The 23787-nt window shown below is 70.9% G+C and carries 27 protein-coding genes; 14 read left to right on the top strand and 13 right to left on the bottom strand.

The genetic code is table 11. The features are described 5' to 3' along the window. The first annotated feature begins 10 nt into the window (after nt 1-10). The 7 genes from ACTOWY_RS03855 (at nt 11) to ACTOWY_RS03825 (ending at nt 6727) form a co-directional block, all read left to right on the top strand. Nucleotides 11-1621: a circularly permuted type 2 ATP-grasp protein gene (locus ACTOWY_RS03855; protein ID WP_441308207.1), complete on the top strand. Its 1611-nt coding sequence runs from the start codon at nt 11-13 to the stop codon at nt 1619-1621. Nucleotides 1622-1657: 36 nt separating this feature from the next. Continuing rightward, entirely contained in the window at nt 1658-2605 is a 948-nt protein-coding gene (locus ACTOWY_RS03850) for an alpha-E domain-containing protein (protein WP_247759456.1), read from the top strand. Continuing rightward, nucleotides 2602-3444, top strand: a complete 843-nt coding sequence (locus ACTOWY_RS03845) for a transglutaminase family protein (protein ID WP_441308206.1) — start codon at nt 2602-2604, stop codon at nt 3442-3444. The genes ACTOWY_RS03850 and ACTOWY_RS03845 overlap by 4 nt, the downstream gene beginning before the upstream one ends. Before the next feature lie 55 nt (nt 3445-3499). Then, the gene (locus tag ACTOWY_RS03840) at nt 3500-3916 is read left to right on the top strand and encodes a nuclear transport factor 2 family protein (protein WP_441308205.1); all 417 of its coding nucleotides are present in this window, start codon (nt 3500-3502) and stop codon (nt 3914-3916) included. 99 nt (nt 3917-4015) lie between these two features. Further along, nucleotides 4016-5857, top strand: coding sequence for a translation elongation factor 4 (gene lepA, locus ACTOWY_RS03835; protein ID WP_441308204.1), 1842 nt, complete (start codon nt 4016-4018; stop codon nt 5855-5857). A gap of 118 nt (nt 5858-5975) precedes the next feature. Beyond that, nucleotides 5976-6332 (top strand): type II toxin-antitoxin system Phd/YefM family antitoxin, encoded by a 357-nt coding sequence (locus ACTOWY_RS03830; protein ID WP_441308203.1) that lies wholly within the window; start codon nt 5976-5978, stop codon nt 6330-6332. Next, nucleotides 6329-6727, top strand: a complete 399-nt coding sequence (locus tag ACTOWY_RS03825; RefSeq protein ID WP_441308202.1) for a type II toxin-antitoxin system VapC family toxin — start codon at nt 6329-6331, stop codon at nt 6725-6727. Before ACTOWY_RS03830 ends, ACTOWY_RS03825 begins: the two co-directional genes overlap by 4 nt. 137 nt (nt 6728-6864) lie before the next feature. On the opposite strand, the gene ACTOWY_RS03820 is transcribed toward ACTOWY_RS03825, so the two are convergent. Together ACTOWY_RS03820 and ACTOWY_RS03815 are read right to left on the bottom strand one after the other, a co-directional pair. Further along, entirely contained in the window at nt 6865-8100 is a 1236-nt protein-coding gene (locus ACTOWY_RS03820; RefSeq protein ID WP_441308201.1) for an MFS transporter, read from the bottom strand. A gap of 56 nt (nt 8101-8156) precedes the next feature. Then, entirely contained in the window at nt 8157-8627 is a 471-nt protein-coding gene (locus ACTOWY_RS03815; protein ID WP_441308200.1) for an HD domain-containing protein, read from the bottom strand. A gap of 16 nt (nt 8628-8643) precedes the next feature. Between ACTOWY_RS03815 and ACTOWY_RS03810 the strand changes: the two genes are divergently transcribed. Beyond that, nucleotides 8644-9705: a nitronate monooxygenase gene (locus ACTOWY_RS03810; protein WP_441308199.1), complete on the top strand. Its 1062-nt coding sequence runs from the start codon at nt 8644-8646 to the stop codon at nt 9703-9705. Here the strand turns inward: ACTOWY_RS03810 and ACTOWY_RS03805 are convergent. Further along, nucleotides 9696-11147: an amino acid permease gene (locus ACTOWY_RS03805; protein ID WP_441308198.1), complete on the bottom strand. Its 1452-nt coding sequence runs from the start codon at nt 11145-11147 to the stop codon at nt 9696-9698. The genes ACTOWY_RS03810 and ACTOWY_RS03805 overlap by 10 nt on opposite strands. 163 nt (nt 11148-11310) lie before the next feature. Between ACTOWY_RS03805 and ACTOWY_RS03800 the strand changes: the two genes are divergently transcribed. Beyond that, on the top strand, nt 11311-11925 hold the full coding sequence (locus ACTOWY_RS03800) for an MOSC domain-containing protein (RefSeq protein WP_441308197.1): 615 nt from the start codon (nt 11311-11313) through the stop codon (nt 11923-11925). Nucleotides 11926-11968: 43 nt separating this feature from the next. On the opposite strand, the gene ACTOWY_RS03795 is transcribed toward ACTOWY_RS03800, so the two are convergent. Further along, on the bottom strand, nt 11969-12934 hold the full coding sequence (locus ACTOWY_RS03795) for a zinc-binding dehydrogenase (protein ID WP_441308196.1): 966 nt from the start codon (nt 12932-12934) through the stop codon (nt 11969-11971). Between the two features lie 78 nt (nt 12935-13012). On the opposite strand from ACTOWY_RS03795, the gene ACTOWY_RS03790 reads away from it, so the two are divergent. From ACTOWY_RS03790 to ACTOWY_RS03780, 3 genes are read left to right on the top strand one after another with little or no spacing between them, the layout of a single operon-like run. Next, nucleotides 13013-13207, top strand: a complete 195-nt coding sequence (locus tag ACTOWY_RS03790; RefSeq protein ID WP_247759469.1) for a hypothetical protein — start codon at nt 13013-13015, stop codon at nt 13205-13207. Beyond that, nucleotides 13194-13664 carry a ribonuclease domain-containing protein gene (locus tag ACTOWY_RS03785; protein WP_441308195.1) on the top strand — a complete coding sequence of 157 codons (471 nt, stop codon included), beginning with the start codon at nt 13194-13196 and terminating at the stop codon, nt 13662-13664. Before ACTOWY_RS03790 ends, ACTOWY_RS03785 begins: the two co-directional genes overlap by 14 nt. Then, on the top strand, nt 13661-13951 hold the full coding sequence (locus tag ACTOWY_RS03780) for a barstar family protein (protein ID WP_441308194.1): 291 nt from the start codon (nt 13661-13663) through the stop codon (nt 13949-13951). Before ACTOWY_RS03785 ends, ACTOWY_RS03780 begins: the two co-directional genes overlap by 4 nt. On the opposite strand, the gene ACTOWY_RS03775 is transcribed toward ACTOWY_RS03780, so the two are convergent. Beyond that, nucleotides 13948-14943, bottom strand: coding sequence for a hypothetical protein (locus tag ACTOWY_RS03775; protein WP_441308193.1), 996 nt, complete (start codon nt 14941-14943; stop codon nt 13948-13950). The two genes, ACTOWY_RS03780 and ACTOWY_RS03775, sit on opposite strands and share 4 nt — an antisense overlap. On the opposite strand from ACTOWY_RS03775, the gene ACTOWY_RS03770 reads away from it, so the two are divergent. Both ACTOWY_RS03770 and ACTOWY_RS03765 read left to right on the top strand, forming a co-directional pair. Next, nucleotides 14942-15757 (top strand): GNAT family N-acetyltransferase, encoded by an 816-nt coding sequence (locus ACTOWY_RS03770; protein ID WP_441308192.1) that lies wholly within the window; start codon nt 14942-14944, stop codon nt 15755-15757. The genes ACTOWY_RS03775 and ACTOWY_RS03770 overlap by 2 nt on opposite strands. A 14-nt stretch (nt 15758-15771) precedes the next feature. Further along, on the top strand, nt 15772-16377 hold the full coding sequence (locus ACTOWY_RS03765) for a superoxide dismutase (RefSeq protein ID WP_441308191.1): 606 nt from the start codon (nt 15772-15774) through the stop codon (nt 16375-16377). Between the two features lie 21 nt (nt 16378-16398). Here the strand turns inward: ACTOWY_RS03765 and ACTOWY_RS03760 are convergent, their stop codons facing one another. From ACTOWY_RS03760 to cysD, 8 genes are all read right to left on the bottom strand, one after another. Further along, nucleotides 16399-17175 carry an enoyl-CoA hydratase-related protein gene (locus ACTOWY_RS03760; protein WP_441308190.1) on the bottom strand — a complete coding sequence of 259 codons (777 nt, stop codon included), beginning with the start codon at nt 17173-17175 and terminating at the stop codon, nt 16399-16401. A gap of 86 nt (nt 17176-17261) precedes the next feature. Then, on the bottom strand, nt 17262-17897 hold the full coding sequence (locus ACTOWY_RS03755) for a cyclase (RefSeq protein ID WP_441308189.1): 636 nt from the start codon (nt 17895-17897) through the stop codon (nt 17262-17264). Nucleotides 17898-17973: 76 nt separating this feature from the next. Next, nucleotides 17974-18741, bottom strand: a complete 768-nt coding sequence (locus tag ACTOWY_RS03750) for a sirohydrochlorin chelatase (protein ID WP_441308188.1) — start codon at nt 18739-18741, stop codon at nt 17974-17976. Beyond that, complete coding sequence (locus ACTOWY_RS03745) at nt 18741-19625, bottom strand: ABC transporter permease (RefSeq protein WP_441308187.1); 885 nt, start codon at nt 19623-19625, stop codon at nt 18741-18743. Before ACTOWY_RS03745 ends, ACTOWY_RS03750 begins: the two co-directional genes overlap by 1 nt. Continuing rightward, on the bottom strand, nt 19612-20400 hold the full coding sequence (locus tag ACTOWY_RS03740) for an ABC transporter ATP-binding protein (protein ID WP_441308186.1): 789 nt from the start codon (nt 20398-20400) through the stop codon (nt 19612-19614). Before ACTOWY_RS03740 ends, ACTOWY_RS03745 begins: the two co-directional genes overlap by 14 nt. Nucleotides 20401-20410: 10 nt before the next feature. After that, a complete protein-coding gene (locus ACTOWY_RS03735) occupies nt 20411-21502 on the bottom strand; it encodes an ABC transporter substrate-binding protein (protein WP_441308185.1) in 1092 nt (363 codons plus the stop codon). Between the two features lie 33 nt (nt 21503-21535). Next, the gene (locus tag ACTOWY_RS03730) at nt 21536-22873 is read right to left on the bottom strand and encodes a sulfate adenylyltransferase subunit 1 (RefSeq protein ID WP_441308184.1); all 1338 of its coding nucleotides are present in this window, start codon (nt 22871-22873) and stop codon (nt 21536-21538) included. Further along, nucleotides 22873-23784 (bottom strand): sulfate adenylyltransferase subunit CysD, encoded by a 912-nt coding sequence (cysD, locus tag ACTOWY_RS03725; protein WP_441308183.1) that lies wholly within the window; start codon nt 23782-23784, stop codon nt 22873-22875. Before cysD ends, ACTOWY_RS03730 begins: the two co-directional genes overlap by 1 nt. Nucleotides 23785-23787 lie beyond the last annotated feature (3 nt).

Raw genomic sequence — 23787 nt, 5'->3', positions numbered from 1 at the left:
GGATGACTGAATGAGCCCCGCCGTGACCCGCGCGCGCCGCACCCGCACCCCGCGCAGCCCGCTGTTCGAGGGCTACCAGGATCCCGACGGCCCGTACGCGGGCGTGCACGACGAGATGTTCGACGAGGACGGCCAGGTCCGGCAGGCCTACCGCAGGCTGTACGAGTCGATCGCGCCCTCGGAGGTCGCCGATCTGGCCGCGCGAGCCGAGGCGCTCGGCCGCGCCTTCGTCGACCAGGGCATCACCTTCTCCCTCTCCGGTCAGGAGCGGCCGTTCCCGCTGGACCTGATCCCCCGGGTGATCGGCGCCTCCGAGTGGGCCCGGCTGGAACGCGGCATCGTGCAACGGGTCCGGGCGCTGGAGGCATTCCTGGCCGACATCTACGGCGACGCGCAGATCCTGCGGGACCGGGTGCTGCCCCGGCGGCTGATCACCTCCTGTGCGCACTTCCACCGCGAGGCCGCGGGCATCTCCCCGGCCAACGGGGTGCGCATCCACGTCGCCGGGATCGACCTGGTCCGCGACGGCGAGGGCGTCTTCCGGGTGCTGGAGGACAACCTGCGCTGCCCGTCCGGGGTGTCCTACGTGATGGAGAACCGGCGCACCATGGCCAGGGTCTTCCCCGACCTGTTCGCCCGGCACCGGGTGCGCGCGGTCGGCGACTACGCCGCGCACCTGCTGCGCGCGCTGCGTGCCTCGGCCGCGCCGAACGCCGCCGACCCCACCGTGGTGGTGCTCACCCCCGGCGTGCACAACTCCGCCTACTTCGAGCACTCGCTGCTGGCCAGGCAGATGGGTGTGGAGCTGGTCGAGGGCAGGGACCTGTTCTGCCGGGACAACGCGGTCTACATCCGCACCACCGAGGGCGAACGCCGGGTCGATGTCATCTACCGGCGCATCGACGATGAGTTCCTGGACCCGCTGCACTTCCGTCCCAGCTCGGTGCTGGGCGTGGCCGGCATGGTCAACGCGGCCCGCGCGGGCAACGTGGTGATCGCCAACGCGGTGGGCAACGGGGTGGGCGATGACAAGCTCGTCTACACCTACGTGCCCGAGATGGTCCAGTACTACCTCGGCGAGAAACCGTTGCTGCCCAACGTGGACACCTTCCGCTGCTGGCTGGATGAGGAACGCGAGCAGGTGCTGGACCGGCTGGACGAGCTGGTGATCAAACCGGTGGAGGGCTCCGGCGGCTACGGCATCGTCTTCGGCCCGGACGCCAGCGCGCGCGAGCTGGCCTCGGTGCGCAAACGGGTCCGCAGCGACCCGCGCGGCTGGATCGCCCAGCCCGTGGTGCAGCTCTCCACCGTGCCCACCAAGATCGGCAACCGGCTGGCGCCGCGGCACGTGGACCTGCGGCCGTTCGCGGTCAACGACGGCGAGAACGTCTTCGTGCTGCCCGGCGGGCTGACCAGGGTCGCGCTGCGGGAGGGCAGCCTGCTGGTCAACTCCTCCCAGGGCGGCGGCTCCAAGGACACCTGGGTGCTGGCCCCGCGATCGTCCACTGTGGAGAGTGAACTGGCCGAGCCGGGACTGGCCGGGGCGGTGACCGACGGACAGGCCGCCGAGCACGGCCCCGAGCTGACCACGAGTCAGCAGCAACAGCAGCAACAGCAGTGACATGTCACGGAAACACGGACGGCAGAGGGTGGTGTCATGCTGGCCCGCAACGCAGAGTCGCTGTACTGGATCGGCCGCTACGTGGAACGGGCCGACGACACGGCGCGCATCCTCGACGTCTCCGTCCACCAGCTGCTGGAGGACGCCACCGTCGACCCGGACTCGGCGAGCCGGGCGCTGCTGCACGTGCTGGGCATCGAAGCGCCCGACGGCCGTGAGCTGGACGCCTGGTCGCTGACCGAGCTGGTCGCCTACGCCCCGGCCAACTCCGGCTCCATCGTGGCCTCGCTGACCAGCGCGCGGGAGAACACCAGGGGCGCAAGGGAGGTGGTCTCCACCGAGATGTGGGAATGCCTCAACGCCACCTGGAATGCGCTTCCCGAACGGCAGCGCTACGCCCGGCAGATGGGCCCGCACGCGTTCTTCTCCTTCGTCGAGGAGCGCGCGGCCATGTTCGCCGGACTGGCCGACTCGACCATGAGCCGCGACGACGGCTGGCGGTTCCTGCTGCTGGGCCGCTCGGTGGAACGGGTGGACATGGTGGTGCGGCTGCTGCTCTCCCGGGTCGGGGACAAGGCGTCCTCGCCGGGCTGGGTCACCGTGCTGCGCTCGGCAGGCGCGCACGACACCTACCTGCGCACCTACCGCGGCGCCATGGACGCCGGGCGGGTGGTGCAGTTCCTGTTGCTGGACCGGCTGTTCCCGCGTTCGGTCTTCCACGCCCTGCGCAACGCCGAGGCCTGCCTGGAACAGCTGGACCACCGGCCCAGCGTGCGCATCGGCGCCAAGGCCGAGGCGCTGCGACTGCTCGGCAGGGCCCGCAGCGAGCTGGAGTTCCTGCGCCCGGCCGACCTGCTGGAGGACCTGCCCCGCCGGCTCAGTTCGCTGCAGGGCACCATTCGGGAGGTCGGCGAGGCGGTGTCGTTGCAGTACTTCCACGCCGCGCCCTGGGTGGCCTGGACCAACGCGGAGGTGACCTCGTGAGCTGGCGGGTACGCATCGTGCACACCACCGGCTACCGCTACGACGAGCCGGTGATCCAGTCCTACAACGAGGCCAGGCTCACCCCGCGCGGCGACGGCAGGCAGAACCTGGTGGTCAACCGGGTGGAGACCACCCCGGCCACCCGCGCCTACAAGTACACCGACTACTGGGGCACCGCGGTCACCTCCTTCGATCTGCACGCCCCGCACACCGAGATGAAGGTGGTCGCATCCTCGGTGGTGGAGACCGCTGACGAGGACAAGCCGATCCGGGTCACCGAGTGGTCCGGGCTGGCCTCCGCGGACGTGCTGGACCGCTTCGGCGAACTGCTGGAGCCCAGCTCCTACGTGCCGACCAACCGCGAGCTGGCCGCGGTGGCGCGCAAGCTGCAACGCGGCCTGGAACCGGCGGACGCGGTGCTCGCGGTGTGCGCCTGGGTGCACGAACAGCTCACCTACCGGCCCGGCACCACCGGCGTGCACAGCTCGGCCATCGACGCCTGGCGGGCCCGTGAGGGCGTCTGCCAGGACTACGCGCACCTGACCCTGCTGTTGCTGCGCGCGATCGGCGTCCCGGCCCGCTACGTCTCCGGCTACCTGCACACCCAGCCGGATGCCCGCCTCGGCCAGACCGTGCGCGGGGAGAGCCACGCCTGGATCGAGGCCTGGACCGGCGGCTGGTGGGGCTACGACCCGACCAACGACGTGCCGATCGGCTCCCGGCACGTGCGGGTGGCGCTGGGCCGGGACTACGCCGACGTCGCCCCGCTCAAGGGCATCTACTCCGGCGGCGGGTCCTCCGCGCTGGAGGTGACGGTGGACATCACCCGGCTGGCCTGAACGCGAGGGCCGTTTCCCGCCGGAGTCCGGCCCCGGCGGTTGGTTGGCTGGACCGGTGAGTGAGACGTTGGCGATCCTGGACCGCTTCTACGCCGCCGAGCTGGCCTACCTCTCCGGCGAGACCGGGTTCGAGCCGGTGGCGGAGTTCCTGGACCCGGAGATCGTGCTGCACCAGGCCGAGGGGCTGCCCTACGGCGGGCAGTGGCGCGGGCCGGACGGACTGGCGAGGTTCCTGGCGGTGATGGCGCGGACCTGGGCCTCCTTCGAGATCCTGGCCCAGGAGACCCTGGTCGACGGTGACCGGGTGAGCGTGCTGAGCCAGGTCAGGGCGCGCGGGCGGGCCACCGGGACCGAACTGGAGTTCCCGATCCTGCAACTGATCCGGCTCCGGCACGGGCGGCTGGCCGAGGTGCGGCCGTTCTACTGGGACACCGCGGCGGTGGCGGCGGTCTGCGCCGGCGCGGACCGGTAGCCGAAACCGGCCGAGACGCAGATCACCGGGACTTGTGCGGGGCACTCCCTCCGGCATGGGACGATAGGTCGTCACCCGTCCGTTTCAGCGAGGGAATCAGTGGCCACGTTCGCCGACAAGACCTTCACGCCGCCGGAGCGCATCCGGAACTTCTGCATCATCGCCCACATCGACCACGGCAAGTCCACGCTGGCCGACCGGGTGTTGCAGCTCACCGGCGTCGTCGACGACCGTTCCATGCGCGCGCAGTACCTCGACCGGATGGACATCGAGCGCGAACGCGGCATCACCATCAAGGCGCAGAACGTGCGCCTGCCGTGGGTGCACGAGGGCACCGAGTACGTGCTGCACCTGATCGACACCCCGGGGCACGTCGACTTCACCTATGAGGTCTCCCGGGCGCTGGAGGCGTGCGAGGGCGCGATCCTGCTGGTCGACGCGGCGCAGGGGATCGAGGCCCAGACGCTGGCCAACCTGTACCTGGCCATGGAGAACAACCTCACGGTCATCCCGGTGCTGAACAAGATCGACCTGCCCGCCGCTGACCCGGACCGCTACGCCGCGGAGATCGCGCACATCATCGGCTGCGAGGCCGACGAGGTGCTGCGGGTCTCGGCCAAGACCGGCGTGGGCATCAAGGAGCTGCTGGACAAGGTCGTGCGGACCATCCCGGCCCCGGTCGGCGATTCCAACGCCCCCGCCCGCGCGATGATCTTCGACTCGGTCTATGACATCTACCGCGGCGTGGTCACCTATATCCGCGTGGTGGACGGCAGGATCACCCCGCGCGAGCGGATCCGGATGATGTCCACCGGCGCCACCCACGAGCTGCTCGAGGTGGGGATCATCTCGCCAGAGCCCAAGGTCTCGGTCGGGCTGGGCGTCGGCGAGGTGGGCTACCTGATCACCGGTGTGAAGGACGTCCGCCAGTCCAAGGTCGGCGACACCATCACCTCCGAGCGCAAGGGCGCCACCGAGGCGCTCTCCGGCTACCGCGAACCGCAGCCCATGGTCTACGCCGGGCTGTACCCGCTGGACGGCTCGGACTACCCGGCGCTGCGCGAGGCGCTGGACAAGCTGCAGCTCAACGACGCCGCGCTGACCTACGAGCCGGAGACCTCCGCGGCGCTGGGCTTCGGCTTCCGCTGCGGCTTCCTCGGCCTGCTGCACCTGGAGATCACCCGGGACCGGCTGGAGCGCGAGTTCGGCCTCGAACTCATCTCCACCGCGCCCAACGTGGTCAACCGGGTGGTCATGGAGGACGCTGTCGAGCACATCGTCACCAACCCCTCGGACTGGCCGGGCGGCAAGATCCGCGACATCTACGAGCCGATCACCAAGTGCACGGTCATCGCGCCCGCGGAGTTCGTCGGCACGATCATGGAGCTGTGCCAGGCCCGGCGCGGTCAGCTCGGCGGGATGGACTACATCTCCGAGACCCGGGTCGAGCTGCGCTACACCATGCCGCTGGCCGAGATCATCTACGACTTCTTCGACTCGCTGAAGTCGCGCACCCGCGGTTACGCCTCCCTCGACTACGAGGAGGCGGGCGAGCAGGCATCCGACCTGGTCAAGGTGGACATCCTGCTGCAGGGCGAGCCGGTGGACGCCTTCAGCGCGATCGTGCACAAGGACGCCGCCTACGCCTACGGCACCCGGATGGCCAGCAAGCTGCGCGAGCTGATCCCCCGGCAGCAGTTCGAGGTGCCGATCCAGGCCGCGGTCGGGTCCAGGGTGATCGCCCGGGAGACCATCCGCGCCATCCGCAAGGACGTGCTGGCCAAGTGCTACGGCGGTGACATCACCCGTAAGCGCAAGCTGCTGGAGAAGCAGAAGGAAGGCAAGAAGCGGATGAAGATGGTCGGCCGCGTCGAGGTGCCGCAGGAGGCGTTCGTGGCCGCGCTGTCCACCGACGAGTCCGGGGACAAGAAGAAGAAGTAGCCGCGCGGTGACCGGGTCCACTGGCCCGGTCACCGGAATCGGTGTGCTGGTGACCGACTGGCCGGGCCCTGTGGAAACGGGGGGTGCGGGTGGTGGGTGGTGGGGGTACGCTGGGGGTATGGGGAAGCGCAAGGAGTATGGGCTGCTGGTCAGTGGGCCGCCTGCCGCGGTGACCATTCAGGTTCCCGTGGGCACCTTGCTGCACGACTGGCCCAGTGTGCTCGGCCGGATCACCGACGGCGAGCGGGTCCAGGTCACCCGCAACGGCAAGGTCGTCGCCGTGCTCACCGCGCCCGACCCGAATGAGGTCGCGCTGGACGAGCTGGCCGCCTCGGGACAGGTCGCCGCCGACTGGCGGGAACGCCAGAGCACGTTGCGCGGTCTGCTCCGCACCCTGCCCGCCCGCACCGCCAAGCCCGGCGACGACCGCGGTAGCGCCGCGGTGCTCGCCGACCGCGAGGACACCGATCGGTGATCTACCTCGACAGCTGCGCGCTGATCAAACTGATCGTGCCGGAACCCCTGTCCGAGGACTTGTTCGGCTACCTGGACTCCCGGACCGAGCCGCTGGTCAGCTCCGAGCTGATCGTGGTCGAGGTGCACCGCGCGCTCACCCGCATGGAGGCGGGCAAGGACGCCCGCACCCAGGCCGACCAGCTGCTGGACAACATCACCCAGCTCCCACTGGCCCCGGTGGTCCGCGCCGCCGCCGCCCTGCCCGACCGCTACCTGCGCAGCCTGGACGCCCTGCACCTGGCCACCGCGCTGCGGGTGCCGACGACCCGGTTCGTGAGTTATGACCGGCGGTTGAACGAGGCGGCGGCCAAGGCCGGGCTGACCGTGCGCGCGCCGGGCGCGGCCCGCGCCTGAGCGCTCAGCCGGAGCCGCCCGCCGATCGCGTCCGCCCGGCTTCCAGGATCGGCTCACTTCGGACCCCTCCCTGCCAGGTGCTCGTCATACCGTCTGTCCACGACCGGGATGTTGCGGCCAAGGGTAACTTTCTGTTGTCAGTCCCTGCTTGTGCGTAGTGGCGAGCAGATCAGCCAGAGCGCGGCCAGGATCGCCCCCGCCGTGGCCACCCACAGCGCGCCGCGCAACCCGATCACCTCGCCAAGCACCCCGCCGAACAGGCTGCCCAGCGGGATCGCGCCCCAGATCAGGAACAGCATGGTGGCGTTCATCCGGCCCAGCAGGGCGGGTGGGCAGAGTGCCTGTTGGCGGCTGGCCATGGACACGGTGAGCACGATCAGGCTGAAGGCGGTGCCGAAAGCGGCCACGGCCCACCAGATCAGGCCGTAGCCCGGGGTGGTCAGGGGGAAGCCGAGGAAGAGCAGGCCGGCGGCGGCGCCGGAGAGCAGGATGGTGCGGTCCTGGCCCAGGTGGCCGGCGAGGCGGCGGGCCAGCAGGGCGGCGGCCAGGGCGCCGGTGAGGCCGAGGCTGCTGAGCAGGCCGATGGCGCCGGGGGAGAGGTTGATCTCGCGGAGCAGGAACAGCACGCCCAGGGCGACCTGGATGGACTGGAAGAAGGCGAGGGTGGCGCCGTGCAGGCCGAAGGCGCGCAGCAGCGGGTGGCCGAAGACCAGGCGCAGGCCCTCGGTGATCTCCCGGCCCAGGTGGCGCTGGGCGGGGGCGGGCGGGCGGGGTTCGCGGTGGCGGATGCCGCGTAACCACAGGGCGGACCACAGGTAGCCCGCGGCGTTGACCAGCACGGTGGCCGGGGCGCCGAACCAGTGGAAGAACAGGCCCGCGACGGTCGGGGCGGCGGTGGCGGCGACGGCGAGATTGCCGCGGAGTTTGGCGTTGGCCTCGATCAGGTCCCCGGCGGGGATCAGGCGGGGCAGGTAGGTCTGGTAGGCGACCTCGAAGAAGACCGTGAAGACCCCGGCGATCAGCACCACCACATACACCTGGGTCAGGGTCAGCGCGCCGAAGGCCGCGGCCACCGGGATCGAGCAGAACACCGCCGCGCGGACCAGGTCGGCCAGCACCAGCACCGGCAGCGAGCGCAGGCGATCGCACCAGGCGCCGACCAGCAGGCCGAGCACCAGGAAGGCCGCGGTCTGCAGGGTGCGGATGGCGGAGACCTCGAAGGCGCTGGCGTGCAGGGTCTCGGCGGCGAGCAGTGGCAGGGCCAGGTGGCTGACCCTGGTGCCGAGCTGGCTGAGCACATCCGCGGCCCACAGGTGCCGGAAGTCCCGGTGCCGGAGCAGCCCGCCGGGCCGCCGGGCGGTGTCCTTGGTCACCAGGGCACTGTGGCAGCTTGAGTGGAGTGGACGCAACTAGATTGAGTCGGCGAGACTCAGGTTTGCGGTTTGTCCTGGTCAGTGCGGTACTCGGCGAGCAGGGACAGGGCTTTGGCGTACTTGGCGCGCAGCCGGTCCTGGGTCGCGGGGTCCAGCCTGCCCATCCGGTCCGGGCCGCTGTTGTCGGCGATGTCGGCGTGTTTGACCACGATCGCGATCTCGTCCGCGGCGGCCCGGCGCAGGTAGCTCTCCATCGGCTCGCCGGGCTGTTTGCTCAGCGCCAGCACCGCCACCACCACCCGCTCCGGGCAGCCCGCCGCGCGCAGGTCGTCGGCGGTGACCTCGGTGTCCTCGATGACGTCGTGCAGCACCGCGGCCATCTTGGGCCACTCGCCGGTCACGCTGTCCATCACCCGCAGTGGGTGCCGGATGTAGGGCAGTCCGGCCTTGTCCACCTGGCCCTCGTGCGCTCGCGTGGCGATCTCCACCGCACGCGCGAGCGAGAAGCTGTCAGAGCTGCTCGGCATGGCTAGATTCGAGCACATGATCGCTACCTCGCGCGTGCCGCTGATCGTCGCGCCCATGGCGGGCGGGCCGTCCACCCCGGAACTGCTCGCCGCGGCAGGCTCAGTGGGGGCATTCGGCTTCCTCGGTGCCGGTTATCTCAGCGTCGAGGCCCTGGACGGGCAGATCGAGCGGACCAGGGCACTCGGTGTGGACGCCTTCGGGGTCAACCTGTTCGTGCCCGGCGCCGAGGCGGCCGTGCCGGTCGAGGAGTACGCCGGGCGGCTGGCGGCGGAGACGCGGCGGTACGGGGTTGACCTGGGGCAGCCGCGCTGGGAGGACGACGAGTACCCGGCCAAGGCCGAACTGCTGCTGAGCAGGCGGGTGCCGGTGGTGTCCTTCACCTTCGGTCACCCTGCGCCGGAACTGGTCACCAGATTCAAAGCCGTGGGCACCGAAGTGTGGGTCACGGTCACCACGCCGGAAGAGGCCCGGCTCGCCGCCGAGGTCGGCGCGGATGTGCTGGTGGTGCAGGGCATGGAGGCCGGTGGGCACCGGGGGACCTTCGCCAACGACCCCGGCCAGCCCGGCGCCGCGCCGCTGTACGGGCTGCTGGCCGCGCTGCGGCTGATCGGCGCGGTCACCGAGCTGCCGCTGGTCGCCACCGGCGGACTGGTGCACGGCGCGGACATCGCCGCGGTGCTCACCGCGGGCGCGGCGGCCGCGCAACTGGGCACCGCGTTCCTGCGCTGCCCGGAGGCGGGCACCCAGCCCGCGCAACGCGCCGCGCTGGCCGCCGCGGGCCGGGAGACCGCGCTGACCCGTGCCTTCACCGGCCGCCCGGCGCGCGGGCTGGTCAACCGGGTGCTCACCGAGCACAGCGCGGACGCCCCGGCCGCCTATCCGCAGCTGCACCACCTGACCAGGCCGGTGCGCGCGGCCGCGGCCAAGGCGGGCGATCCCGAGGCGATGTCGCTGTGGGCCGGGCAGACCTACCCGCTGGCCCCCGCACTGCCCGCCGCCGAACTGGTGGAGCTGCTCATGACACAGGCCCGGGACGCGTGGTCCCGGGCCTGTGGTCGCTGGCTCGATCAGTCCTGAGCGGACTGCTCGGCTGGCTGGTTGAGCTTGGACTTGCGGTAGGAGTAGGTGAAGTAGACGACCAGGCCGATCGCGAACCAGATCGCGAAGCGCAGCCAGGTCTCCGGCTGCAGGAAGGTGATCAGCCAGATCGAGAACACCACGCCGATGATCGGCACCACCGGCATGCCGGGGGTGCGGAAGGTGCGCGGCAGGTCCGGCTGCTTGTAGCGCAGCACGATCACCGCGATGCACACCACCACGAAGGCCAGCAGGATGCCGATGTTGGTCAGCTCGGCCGCCTCGTTGATGTTGAGGAACCCGGCGATGAAGGCCGAGCAGACACCGACGATCCAGGTGATCCGGCTGGGCACCTTGCGCTTGGCGCTGGTCTTGGCCAGGAACTGGGGCAGCAGGCCGTCCCGGCTCATCGCGTAGCCGACCCGGGTCACGCCCATCATGAAGGTGAACATCACGGTGAGGATGCCCAGGATCGCGCCCACCGAGATGATCATGCCGAGCACCGGCAGACCGACGTCGGCGAAGGCGCTGGCGAAGGCCGCCTCACCGTTGATCTTGGTGTAGTGCACCATGCCGGTCAGCACCAGGCAGGCCAGCACGTAGAGCACCATCGAGATGGCCAGCGAGTAGATGATCGCCTTGGGCATGTGCCGCTGGGAGTCCTTGGACTCCTCGGCCGCGGTGCTCATCGCGTCGTAGCCGAACACCGCGAAGAACACGGTGGCCGCGCCGGTGACCGCGCCGCCGAAGCCGAACGGGAAGAAGTTGCTGTAGTTGCCGGTGTTGATGTGGAAGACGCCGACCACGATGACCAGCACCACCACGCCGACCTTGAGCCAGACCAGCGCGCTCTCGAACCGGGCCGCGCTCTTCATGCCCAGGTTGAGCACGTAGGCGATGAGCAGGCAGAGCAGCGCGGCGAACAGGTTCACGCTGTAGCTGCCCGCGGCCACACCCGCGGGTTCGGTGCCGGGTGCGCCGAGCATCCAGGTCGGCAGTTGCAGGTCCAGCAGCCCGAGCAGGTTGTTGAAGTAGCCCGAGATGCCGATGGCGACCACCGCCACGATCGCGGTGTACTCCAGCAACAGGTCCCAGCCGATCAACCAGCCCGCGAGTTCCCCGAGCACCACGTAGCCGTAGGTGTAGGCCGACCCGGCCCTGGGGATCAGCCCGGCGAACTCGGCGTAGGAGAAGGCCGCGGCCGCGCTGGCGATGCCCGCGATCAGGAAGGAGATCAGCACCGCCGGACCGGCGGTCTTGTTGGCCACCGCGCCTGCCAGCGAGAAGATGCCTGCGCCGATGATGCCGCCGACGCCGATCGCGGTCAGTTGCCACAGCCCGAGCGACTTGACCAGCCCACTCTCGGACTCCGCGCTCACCTGCTCGATCGGTTTGCGCCGGAACACACTCCGGCCGCCGGACGGAACTTGCGCCCTTGTCATCTCCTGCTCCCTCCACCCGGGCACGCCGCTGTGCCGCGCACACCGTAGACGACCGGCCATGCTCACGGCAGCGTCAGTACCTCGTCCAAGACCAGAAAATCGCCAGGCCGTGTCCCTTCGCGCCGACTAGGTTGGGGACATGGGTGCAGGGAGTGTCGTTTCAGTGAACGTCGGCGCCATCCAGGCCGCGGACTGGGCCGGGCGCAAGGGCAAGAGCGGTATCGACAAGCGACCGGTCACCTCGGCCCGGATCGAGCCGCTCGGCCTGGCCGGGGACGAGATCAGCGATCTGGAGCACCACGGCGGCGAGTTCCAGGCCGTCTACGCCTACGCGGTGGAGGACCTGGCGTTCTGGTCGGCCGAACTGGGCCGCACGCTGGCGCCCGGCAACGCGGGGGAGAACCTGTCGCTGTCCGGAGTGGACACCCAGGCCCTGGTGATCGGCCAGCGGCTGCGGATCGGCACGGCGGTGCTGCGGGTGACCGCGCCGCGCGTCCCCTGCCAGGTCTTCGCCGGTTTCTGGGATGTGCGTGGGCTGGTGAAGCGGTTCACCGTGGCCGGGCGCACCGGGGCCTACTTCGCGGTGGAGACCGCAGGCGAGGTGCGGGCGGGTGACGCGGTGCAGACGCTGTCCACGCCGGCGCACGGGGTGGACATCGCGACCGTGTTCGACTTCGTGGGCCGCAACAACCGGGACCGGGTGCCGGAACTGCTGCCCGCGATGGCCGACTTCCCGCCGAAGGTGCGCGGCTGGGTGCAGGACCACGCGGCGGTCTGAGGCGGCGCGGGGACCGCCTGGGCAGTCCCCGTGCGCGACCGGCTCAGCGGGTGAAGACGATCTTCCCGGCGGTCTCGCCGCCGAGCATGGCGCGGAAGCCCTCCTCGGCCTTCTCCATCGGCAGCTCCAGGCCCACCTGCGGGCGCAGGCCGGTCAGGTCCAGGAAGGTGACCAGGTCGGCCAGCTCGTCCCTGGTGCCCATCATCGAGCCGACCACGTGCAGCTGGAAGAAGAACAGCCGCTGCAACTCGGCTGGCGGGTTGCCGCCGGTGGTGGCGCCGGAGCAGACGATCACCCCACCGGGCTTGAGCGCGCGCATGGAGTGCGACCAGCTGGCCTCGCCGACGGTCTCGAACACCGCGTCGACCTTGCCGGGCAGCCGGGCGCCGGGCTCGAAGACCCCGTGCGCGCCCAGCCGTTCGGCCAGCGAGCGCTTGTCCGCGGACCGGCCGGTGGCCCACACCCGCAGGCCGGCCGCCTTGCCCAGCTGCACCAGCGCGGTGGCCACGCCACCGGAGGCGCCCTGCACCAGGATGGTCTGCCCCGGCCGGGCGGCGGCCTTGGTGAACAGCATCCGGTAGGCGGTCAGCCAGGCGGTGCCCAGGCAGGCGGCGTCGGTGAAGGACAGGCCGGCCGGCTTGGCCAGCACATTGCGCTTGGGCAGCACGATGGTCTCGGCGAAGGAGCCCTGCAGCTTCTCCGTCAGCAGCGTGCGCTTGGGGTCCATGGTCTCGTCCCCGCGCCAGTCCTCGTCGTTGATCACCCCGTGGATGACCACCTCGGACCCGTCGGCCAGGGTGCCGGCGCCGTCGCAGCCCAGCACCATCGGGAACTGCTCGGCCTTGATGCCGACCCCGCGCAGCGTCCACAGGTCGTGCATGTTGAGGCTGGCGGCCTTGACGTTGACCGCGACCCAGCCTGCCGGGACCTCCGGCTCGGGACGCTCGCCGACCACCAGGCCGGCCAGGGGATCCTCGGGATTCGGCTTGTCGGCGTATACGGCGAACATGGCTGAAAACCTATCGCCTGACCCGGACACCCGCCCGTGATGCCGGTCACTGCGACGGCCCCGCGTAGGCTCGGGCCCGTGCAGTGGTTGGCGGACTCCTGGGACGCGGTCGGGCTGTGGCTTGCCCAGCAGTGGTTCCCGTTCCAGTTCCTGCTGGTGATGGCCGTGCTGCTGCCGTTGTGCTGGGCGGTTGCCTGGGGGATCGACCGTGCGGTCGACCAGGTCTCCGCGGGACTGTCGAGGATCCGGGGCCGCAACAGTGACCTCTCGTAAACGCATCACCCTGGCCCTGGCCGGACTGCTCGGACTCGTGCTCGTCGGCTGGTTCGCCCGCGGCCTGCTCGGCGGGGACACCGGCGCGCCGCCGGCCAAGACCACCGTGGTCAGCTCCGCGCAGGCCGGTGGCGCGACCAGTTCCGGCAAGGCCACCCGCTCCGGCGGAGAGGTCACCGAGGCGCTGTCCAAGCTGCCGGCCGAGGCCGCCAGGACCTGGAAGCTGATCCAGAGCAACGGGCCCTTCCCGCACCCGGACCGGGACGGGGTGGAGTTCGGCAACCGGGAGAAGCGGCTGCCCAGTCAGGGCAAGGGCTACTACCGCGAGTACACCGTGCCCACCCCTGGGGAACGCACCCGCGGCGCGCGGCGGCTGGTCACCGGCGGCGGCACCAAGGAGCTGTACTACACCGCCGACCACTACGAGAGCTTCGTGAAGGTGGATCCGAACCGATGACGCCGGTGGAGCACGTGGTCGACGGCAGCACGCTGCGCACCAGGCGGGCCGCGCTGGCCGCCTTCGCCGAGGCGCTGTCCTTCCCGGACTACTTCGGCGGCAACCTGGACGCGCTGTATGACTGCCTGACCGACCTGTCCTGGCTGCCCGCGGTCGAGCACCACGTGCACTGGATCCACGCCGAGGTGTTGCGGCGCAACGATCCGGACGCCTTCGCCGGGATCAGCGAGGTGCTCGCCGACGCGGTCGCGGCCAATCCGCTGCTGACCGTGCGGGTCACCGCCTAGACCAGGCCGGAGCGCTGCCTGGCGCGTAAGTAGGCGCGCAGGAAATCCGCGCGCAGGTAGGACCAGGGATACCGGTCGGCGTGCCCGCGGGTGGCCTCGAAATGCGGCCGGGCCAGCTCCGGCTCACCGCACAGCGAGTACCAGAACGCGACCAGGTTGTGCCCGCTGATCCGGGCCCTGGGGTCCACGCCGTGCGGGTGCAGCCACCGGTCCACTGCCTGCTGGGCGTGCGCGCGCACCTCGGGGCGCTCCAGTAACCGGCGTTGCGCGCCGGGGGAACACTCCACCCATTCCTCGATGTATCCGCGCAGCACCAACAGGTTCAGCGCGGAACCGACTGGCGCGGTGGCCGCCGCACCGGTGACGAACTCGGTCATCACCCGCGGCGGATGCCCCCATTTCGGGGACAGCGAGATGAGCATCTGCTCGTGCCCGCGCAGGTGCTGCGGGGCCAGCGCCCGCAGCCGCGCCCAGCGCTCGCGCAGGTCCGCCGGATCGCCGCCCTGACCGCGGGACAGGTGCACCAGCCACACCCACGGCGTCGGATCGGCCGGGTCGAGTTGGGCGGCGCGGGCGCACATCACCTCGGCCGCGTCCAGCATCCGCGGGAAGCCGGGCCCCGGTTCGCGGACCCGGTGGTAGCCGCGGATCTCCCAGGCGCGCAACACCTCCACCGCCCCGCGCAGAGTCCACCCGATCGGGTCACCGGGTTCGCCGGTAACCCAGTCCAGCAGCCAGCGCGGCACGGTGCCGCCGTGGCAGGCCACCACCGTGGCCGCCGCGACCAGCACGGTGTCGGAGCGGTCGTCGGAATCCTGTGCGCAGGCGATCAGCGCGGCCACCGCGGTCCGGTCCCCGGCGCGGGCGGCCGCCCGGACCGCCTCCAGCTCGGGGCTGCCGTAGGTCAGGCCCTCGCGGGCCTCGGGCAGGGTGCTGGACCGCCGCCACGGGAAGATCTTCGGCACGGAGATCGAGCCTATGGTGTGTGGCATGGATCTGCTCCGCCAGATGGAGGCCAATCTGGCCCGGCACGCGAGCCTGTTGCACGATCCGGCGCGGGTCACCCAGGCGCCGGATGTGTTCCACGCGGACAGCGGACTGGCCGACGACACCTTCAACATCGTGGCCGGGGCCCGCTTCACCGAGGCCACCGCGGATCGCCGGATCGCCGAGACGGTGACCGCCCTGCGCGGCACCGGCCGCCCGTTCTCCTGGTGGGTCGGCCCGGCCGCCACACCGACTGACCTGTCCGCGCGGTTGAGCGCGGCCGGACTGCCCGCCACCGAATCCGAGACCGCGATGTGGGCGAGCCTGGACGAGCTGCCCGCGCCACGCTTGGCCGAGGGCCTGGACCTGGTGGTGGCGAGCACCGAGGCCCAGCTGGCCGACTACGCCGCGGTGCTCGCCGCGCTCTGGGACCCGCCCTCGCCCACCGTGCCCGCCTACTACGCCCGGCCGGGCGCCCTGGACTGCCCGGCACGGTTCCTGGTGGGCTACGCCGAGGGCGAGCCGGTGTGCACCGCCGAGGTGACCCTGCACGCCGGGGTCGCCGGGCTCTACAACATCTGCACCGCGAACACCCACCGCCGCCGCGGTTTCGGCGGCGCGGTCACCGACGCGGCACTGCGGGTGGCCAGCGAAGCCGGGTACCGGACGGCGGTGCTGCAGGCGTCGGCGGACGGCGAACCGGTGTACCGGCGGCTGGGGTTCCAGGCCTGCGGAACCTTCACCGAGCACGCCCTGCCCGCACCGGCACCGGGGATGTACGAAGGTGCACCCGGTCTGGCGGCGCCCCCGCCGCCCTAGCAGGATGAGTCGGCATGCGAGGAATGACAACGGCTGTGCTGGCCGCGGTGGCGATGCTCGGCCTCACGGCCTGCTCGTCCGGCGGAACCGGGTCCACCGGCACCCAGACCCCCACCAGTAGCAGCGCTCCGGCCCCGTTAGCCGCGGCGACCTTCGCCCCGCCCGCCGCCTCCGGCGCCCAGCCGCCTGGCGTGGTGCACAACACCGAACTGGTGCCCGCCGGCGCCGCGGCCACGGTCACGGCCGGCGCCGCGGGCGGCGGCACCACGGTGACCCTGGCCGTCACCGGGTTGCGCCCCAACCGCAAGTACGGCTCGCACGTGCACACCAAGGTGTGCGGGCCGAAGCCGCTGGACTCCGGCCCGCACTACCAGGACAAGCTGGACCCGGTGCAGCCCTCGGTCGACCCGGCCTTCGCCAACCCCAAGAACGAGGTCTGGCTGGACCTGGAGACCGACGCCAGTGGCGCGGGCAAGGCCAGTGCCACCGTGGCCTGGAAGTGGCGGCCGAACGAGGCCAACTCGGTGGTGCTGCACATCGACCACACCAACCACCACGACCCGGGCAAGGCCGGCACCGCGGGCGAACGCCTGGCCTGCCTGACCACCCCGTTCAAGTAGCCTGACCGCCGCCTGCCGGGTTCACCCGGCGGGCGGCACCCAGGCGGCCGGGCGCTTCTCGGCGAAGGCGCGGATGCCCTCCTGGCCCTCGGCACTGGCGAAGTGCTCGGCGGAGAGTTCCAGCATGTCCGCGAAGTCCTCGCCCAGGCTGGACGCGGGGGAGCGGCGCAGCATGGCCTTGGTGGCCGCCAGCGCGGTCGGACCGCCCAGGGCGAGCATGTCGGTGTAGCGGCGGACCTCGGCGTCCAGGGCGTCCGCGGCGACCGCGGTGTTGATCAGGCCGATGGCCGCGGCGCGGGCGGCGTCGAACTTCTCGCCGGTGAGGAACAGCTCGTGCGCGGCACGCGGCAGCAGCCGGGGCAGCACGGTGACCGAGATGACCGCCGGGACCACGCCGATGCGGACCTCGGTGAAGGCGAAGCTGGACTCGTGGGTGGCCACCGCGATGTCACAGGCGGCGATGATGCCCACGCCCCCGGCCCGCGCCGGACCGGCGACCTTGGCCACCACCGGCTTGGGGCTGGTCCAGATCTCCTCCAGGATCGCCGGGAACTCGTTGACGCCCTGGGCGTCCGCACCCGCGCCGCGGGACTCCTTGAGGTCCATGCCGGAGCAGAACACGGTGCCGGTGTGGCCCAGCACGATCACCCGGACCGCCTCGTCGGCGACGGCGCCGCTCAGGTGGGCGCGCAGTTCGCGGCGGAGCTGGGCGGAGAGGGCGTTGCGATTGTGCGGGGAGTCGAGGGTGATCTCGGCGATCCCGCGGTCGACCGCGTAGTGGACGAGTTCGTCAGCCATGGGAAGACCATAAACATAAAAGTGACCGCATCGGGGAGACGGGCGGTTCTCCCCGATGCGGTCGGGAACGGCTGAAAGGAGGCAGTTCAGCCGATCGTCGTGGTGGTCAACGCCGGGTTGGGATTGGGGTAGCACTTGGTGGGGGCGTCGACCGGGAACCCGAGCGCGACCGCGGTGGCGATGAAGGTCAGGCCGGGGTCGGCGAAGCTGGAGCCGCCGAGTTTGGTCTCGATGGTGCCGCTGGCACCGGCGGTCAGTTTCACCGTGATGGTCGGGATCTCGAAGTCCGCGCCGCCCTTGAGCGCCGCGCTCAGCTTGACCTCAAGGTTGTTGCCGACCTTGGTGATCGTCGGTGTGCCCACTCCGGACCCGCCGGAGAGGGTGGCCGAGACGTAGCTGGAGTTGGCCGGAACGGGGACGGTGAGCACGAAGTTCTTGATCTCGCGCAGCGTGTAGTTGCCGACCTTGTCCGGCACCTTGTTCGGTGCGGGGTCGAACACCGCGCTGACCTCGCCGCCGGGCGCGACGGTGGCCGGCGCGGTGGCGGTCAGGTCCTGGCTGAAGGTGGCGTCAACGGGACCGAGCGGACTGCTTGCCTGGCAGGCGAAGTTCACCGCGGCCGCAGGGGAGGCCACGGCCGGACCGGCCAGGACGAGCAGGGGAGCGACAACAGCGGTCGCGGCTAACAACAGTCGAGCGGTGGAGCGTCGTGCAGGGGACATATCCCACCTCGCTGTAGAAAATTCCTCCCGACACGGCGGCGGTTGAGGTGAGTCTCACACGACGATCATTCTGTTGTTAACCCACTAAAGTCGTGATGTTGCGCCGTTCGGCGGCACACGCCTCGGCATAGCGATGCAGCACCAGCTCCGCCACCTCGGGGTCGTCACCGAGCGGTTGGGCCACTACGGTGTCCAGCCCGCTGGCCAGCGCCGCGGTGGTCACCCGGTCCGGCAGCAGGCCGGGGGCCAGGAACCAGGAGGCCAGCGCGATCCGTTGCGCGCCACGGGCTTTGAGCCGTTCGACGGCGGTGGGCACGTCCGGTTGCGCGCTGGCCGCGAAGGCCGCTTCCACCCCGGCCCAGCCCGCGCCGAAGGACCAGCGGTGGGCGAGCTGGTGCACGGCGGCGTTGGCCGGGGCGTGCGAGGAGCCCGCACCGGCCAGCACCACACCGAGTTTCCCGTCCCCTGGCAGGGCTCCGGCCGCGGCCAGCCTGCGCAGCGCGGCCGATTCCAGCCGGGGGTCGGGGCCGAGCACGTCGGCGATGCGCACCGACAGCCGGGGCAGCCGGGTCACCGTCTCGGCCACCGCGCCGGGCACGTCCACCTTGGCGTGGTAGGCCCGGCCGAGCAGCAGCGGCGCCACCACGACCTCGCGGTGGCCCTCGTTGTGCAGTCCGGTCAGCACATCGCCCAGCCGCGGCGCGGACAGGTCCAGGAAGGCCACCCGCACGTCCAGGCCGGGCCGCAGCGCGCGGACCACGGTGACCAGCTCGTGCACAGTGGCCGCCGAACGCGGGTCGCGACTGCCGTGTGCGAGGGCCACCAACGGGATCCGGGTGGTCATCACACCGCCGCCGCCAGGCCGCGGGCACGCAGCACGGCGCGCTCCAGTGGACGGAAGAACAGCAGTTCCACCCCGATGCCGACGGCCAGGATGAGCAGGATCGCCGCGATGACCAGGGACATGTCGGTGAGCTGGCGGCCCTCCTCCAGCATCTGTCCGAGGCCGATGCCCAGGTCGGGGGAGCGGGCGATGATCTCCGCGGCCATCAGCGACCGCCAGGAGAACGCCCAGCCCTGCTTGAGCCCGGCCAGGTAACCGGGCAGCGCGGCGGGCAGCAGCACGTGCCGGGCGGACTGCAACCGGCCGGCGCCGAGCACCGTGCCCACCCGCAGCAACAGCGGTGGCACCTGGTCGATCCCGGCGACCAGGCCGTTGGCGATGGAGGGCACCGCGCCCAGCAGCACCACGGCGTAGATCATCGAGTCGTTCAGGCCCAGCCACAGCAGCGCGGCGGGCACCCAGGCCACCGAGGGCAGGCTCTGCAATCCGCTCAGCAGTGGCCCGATCGCCGCGCGCACCAAGGGAATCCGGGCCACCAGCAGACCCAGCGGGGTGCCGATGGCGACCGCGGCGAGGAAACCGAGCACCGCGCGGTGGGTGGAGACCCACAGCGTTTCCCAGGCCTGGCCGTCCAGCAGCCGTTCCCACAGCACGCCGGCCACGGTGAGCGGGGAGGGCAGTTTGTACTCGGGCTCGATCGCCGAGGCCCACAGCACCTGCCACACCAGGATGATCAGCGCGAGCGCGACCAGCGGGGGCAGCGCGGTGCTCGCGAACCGCCGCCACCCCCCGGTCGAGCGTGGTGGTGGCGGCGCGTCCAGCGCGTCCAGGCCCGCTTCGAGCGCGGCCAGGTCCGCGCCGGACTTGGCTTCAGGCACGGCCATGGCTGGAGATCACCTCCCGCAGGTGGCCGGTGATCTCCTCGGTGAGCTTCTCGTTGTCCTGCCCGGTGATCCGCCACTCGCGCACCACCCGGCCGGGCCGGGAGGACAGCAGCACCACCCGCTGACCCAGCCGCACCGCCTCGCGCACGTCGTGGGTGACGAACAGCACCGCGGTGCCGGTCTGCGACCAGATCCGGCGCAGCTCGCCCTGCAGGGCGTCCCTGGTGATCGCGTCCAGCGCGGCGAAGGGCTCGTCCATGAGCAGCAACGGGTTGCCGCCCTCGGCCTCGTCCAGGGTGGTGGCCAGCGCGCGGGCCAGCGCGACCCGCTGGCGCATGCCGCCGGAGAGTTCGTGCGGGCGCTTGCGGCCGACCTCGGCCAGCCGCACCAGGTCCAGCAGCCTGGTCGCCGCGGCGGCGCGTTCGGTGCGACCGAGTCCACGCAGGCGCAGCGGCAGTTCCACGTTGCGGGCGGCGGTGAGCCACGGCATCAGCGCGGGCTCCTGGAAGACCACCGCAGGCCGTCCACTGTGGACGGACACGGTGCCGGCGCTCGGCTTGTCCAGGCCGGCCACCAGGTTGAGCAGGGTGGACTTGCCGCAGCCGGAGGCGCCGAGCAGGCAGACGAACTCACCGGGCCGCACGGTCAGGTCGACCCCGTCCAGCGCGGTCACCGCGTTCGCGCCGCGGCCGAAGGATTTGCTGACATTGTCCAGGTGCACCACCGCGTCCCCGACGTGGCCGGACGGGCGGGTGTGTTCCAGAGTCGCGGTCATGGCCGTGCCCTCACTTTCCGTCGAGTCCGGACGCGTCCACCCCGGGCAGCCCCGCGGCCTTGAGCGCCTCGTTGAGCGCGGCCAGGTCCACCAGGCCCTTGAGGTCGAACTCCTGCTTGGCGACACCGGCGGCGACGGCGTCCTTGGACAGCTTCGGGAAGGTGGCCGCGGCCGGGTCGGTGGTGAAGGAGATCTGGCTGAAAGCCCGCTCCAGTACCGGTTCCGGCAGCGGCTTGCCCGCGTACCTGCCGAGTGCGGCGTTGACCGTCTTCTTGGCCTGCGCCGGGCTGTCGTTGAGGTACTTGGTCGCGGCGACGTGCCCGCGCAGCAACGCCTGCACGGTGGCCGGGTGCTTCTGCGCGAACTCGGTGCGCACGATCAGCACCGTGGTCGGGAACTTCCCGCCCGGCCACAGGTCCCGCTCGTCCACCAGCACCTTGCCGCCCGCTTCCAGCACCAGGCGGGAGGACCAGGGCTCGGGCAGCCAGCCGCCGTCGAGCTGACCGGTGCGGAAGGCGTCGAAGGTCTGCGGGTTGTCCGTGTTGGCGATCTTGACGTCCTTGCCGCCGGTGGTCTCCACCTTCAGCCCGTGCCCGGCCAGCCAGGCCCGCAGCGCTACGTCCTGGGTGCCGCCCAGCTGCGGGGTGGCGATGCTCTTGTCCTTGAGGTCCTGCGGACCGTTGATCTCCTTGCGCACCACCAGTTGTGCGCCGCCGGTGGCCGCGCCCGCGATCAGCTTGACCGCCTTGCCGTTGGACTTGGTGAAGGCGTTGATGGTCGGGTTGGGCCCGATGAAGGTCGCGTCCAGCGATCCGGCCAGCAGCGCCTCCACCGCGGAGGGTCCGGCGTTGAACGCCTGGGTGCTCAGCTTGGTGCCGCCGAGTTCCTTGGCGATGAACTTCTTGTCCTCGTCGATGCCGACCAGGGCCGGGGCGTGCGTGACGTTCGGGAAGAACCCGAGCCGCAGTTCCGCCGCCGGACCGGAATCACTGGCCGCGGCGGTGGATTCGGCTGCCCTGGAGCAACCGCTGACCGCGGCGATCAGCGCGGTGACGGCGAGCACTGCGGGCAGGACGCGATGGCGGCGTCGCGGGGTACGCACGGGGATCCTCCTGGAGACAAAGGGAAAAAAGGACTAGGGGCCGGGCGAGACGAGGGCTCGGTCATCGGCGGTCGCGCCGCCGAGTCCGGTGTCCTCGTTGACATCCGGGATGGGCAGTGGAGCGCCGATGAGACCGGCGGCCAGGGTGCCGCCGTCGTTCGGGTCGATCACGAGGAAGGACCCGGTGCGCCGGCTGCTGGTGTACTCATCAACCGGCAGCGGCTCTGCTGTCCGGATGAGCACTCGGCCGATCTCGTTGAGCTGCAACGAATCCGGCGTATCCACAGTGGACAGGCGCTGTTCGTCGAAGCGGTCGGCCAACTCGGTGACGATGGCCGGGACGGTGCGGGTGCCGTGTTTGATCAGGACACGGGCGTTGGGCAGCAACGGTTTCTCGGCCAGCCAGCAGACGGTGGCGTTGAGTTCGTCACTCACTGCTGGATATTGTTCCGCGCCCGCGATCAGATCGCCACGGGAGATGTCCACATCGTTGTCCAGCAACAGGGTCACCGATTGACCGGCGCCCGCTTCGGACAGTTCGCCGTCCGCGGTGTCGATCCGGACCACGGTGCTGCGCAGGCCGGCGGGCAGCACGATGATCTCATCGCCCGGCCGCACCACCCCGGCCGCCACCTGGCCGGCGTAACCGCGGTAGTCGGGGTACTCCGGGGTGCGCGGCCGGATCACGTACTGCACCGGGAACCGGAACGGCACGTCATGCGGATCCGGTTGCACCGGAACGGTTTCCAGGTGTTCCAGCAGGGTCGGCCCGCTGTACCAGGGGGTGCGCTCGGAGCGGTCCACCACGTTGTCGCCGACCAGCGCGGAGACCGGCACGGAGACCACCGACCGCTCGGGGTAGCCCAGCGCGTTGGCGTGCGCCAGGAACTCCTTGGCGATCAGCCCGAACCGGTTCTCGTCGTAGTCGATCAGGTCGATCTTGTTGACCGCGAGAACGAGTTGCGGCACGCCGAGCATGGCCAGCACGGCGGCATGCCGCCTGGTCTGCTCGATCACGCCTTTCCTGGCGTCCACCAACAGGATGGCCAGCTGCGCGGTGGACGCGCCGGTGACCGTGTTGCGGGTGTACTGCACGTGTCCTGGGGTGTCGGCGAGCACGTAACTGCGTCGCGGGGTGGCGAAGTAGCGGTAGGCCACGTCGATGGTGATGCCCTGTTCGCGTTCCGAGCGCAGGCCGTCGACCAGCAGGGACAGGTCCGGAGTGGACAGTCCCCGATCGACGCTGGCCCGCTGCACGGCTTCGAGCTGGTCGGCCAGCACGGATTTGGTGTCGTACAACAGGCGGCCGACCAGGGTCGACTTCCCGTCGTCGACGGATCCGGCGGTGGCCAGCCTCAGCAGGTCGGTCATCAGAAGTAGCCCTCTCGCTTCCGGTCTTCCATGGCCGCTTCGCTGAGCCGGTCGTCGGCGCGGGTGGCGCCGCGTTCGGTGAGCCGGGAGGCGGAGACCTCGGCGATCACCGCGGCCAGATCACGTGCGTCGGACTCGACGGCGCCGGTGCAGGACCCGTCGCCGACCGTGCGGTAGCGGATCACCTTGCGCTGCACCGTTTCCCCGGGCTTCGGACCGCCCCACGGACCCTCGGTGAGCCACATGCCGTCCCGCAGGTAGACATCGCGCTCGTGGGAGTAGTAGATCGAGGGCAGCTCGATGTTCTCCCGGTCGATGTAGCGCCAGATGTCCAGTTCGGTCCAGTTGGACAGCGGGAAGACCCGGACATGCTCGCCGGGGCGGTGCCGTCCGTTGTAGAGGTTCCACAGCTCGGGCCGCTGCCGCTTGGGTTCCCACTGGCCGAAGGCGTTGCGCAGGCTGAAGATGCGCTCCTTGGCCCGAGCCCGTTCCTCATCCCGCCGCCCGCCGCCGAAGACCGCGTCGAACTTGTGCGCGGTGATCGAGTCGAGCAACGGCACGGTCTGCAACGGGTTGCGGGTGCCGTCGGGGCGTTCGGTGAGCCGTCCGTCGTCGATCCAGTCCTGCACGTGCGCGACCTCCAGCCGCAGCCCGTGCTTGGCGATGAGGTCGTCCCGGAAGGTGATGACCTCCTCGAAGTTGTGCCCGGTGTCCACGTGCAGCAGGGTGAAGGGCACCGGCGCGGGCCAGAAGGCCTTGAGCGCCAGGTGCACCAGCACCGTGGAGTCCTTGCCGCCGGAGAACAGGATCACCGGCCGGTCGAACTCCCCGGCCACCTCGCGGAAGATGTGGATGGCCTCGGATTCCAGCGCGGTCAGGTTGTCCTGGGCCGGCCGCAGTGTGCTCGTCATTCC

The sequence above is a fragment of the Crossiella sp. CA198 genome (assembly GCF_052078295.1).
Taxonomy (GTDB): Bacteria; Actinomycetota; Actinomycetes; order Mycobacteriales; family Pseudonocardiaceae; genus Crossiella.
Note: the sequence above shows the minus strand (reverse complement) of the source record. Positions and strands in the feature narration are given on the sequence as shown.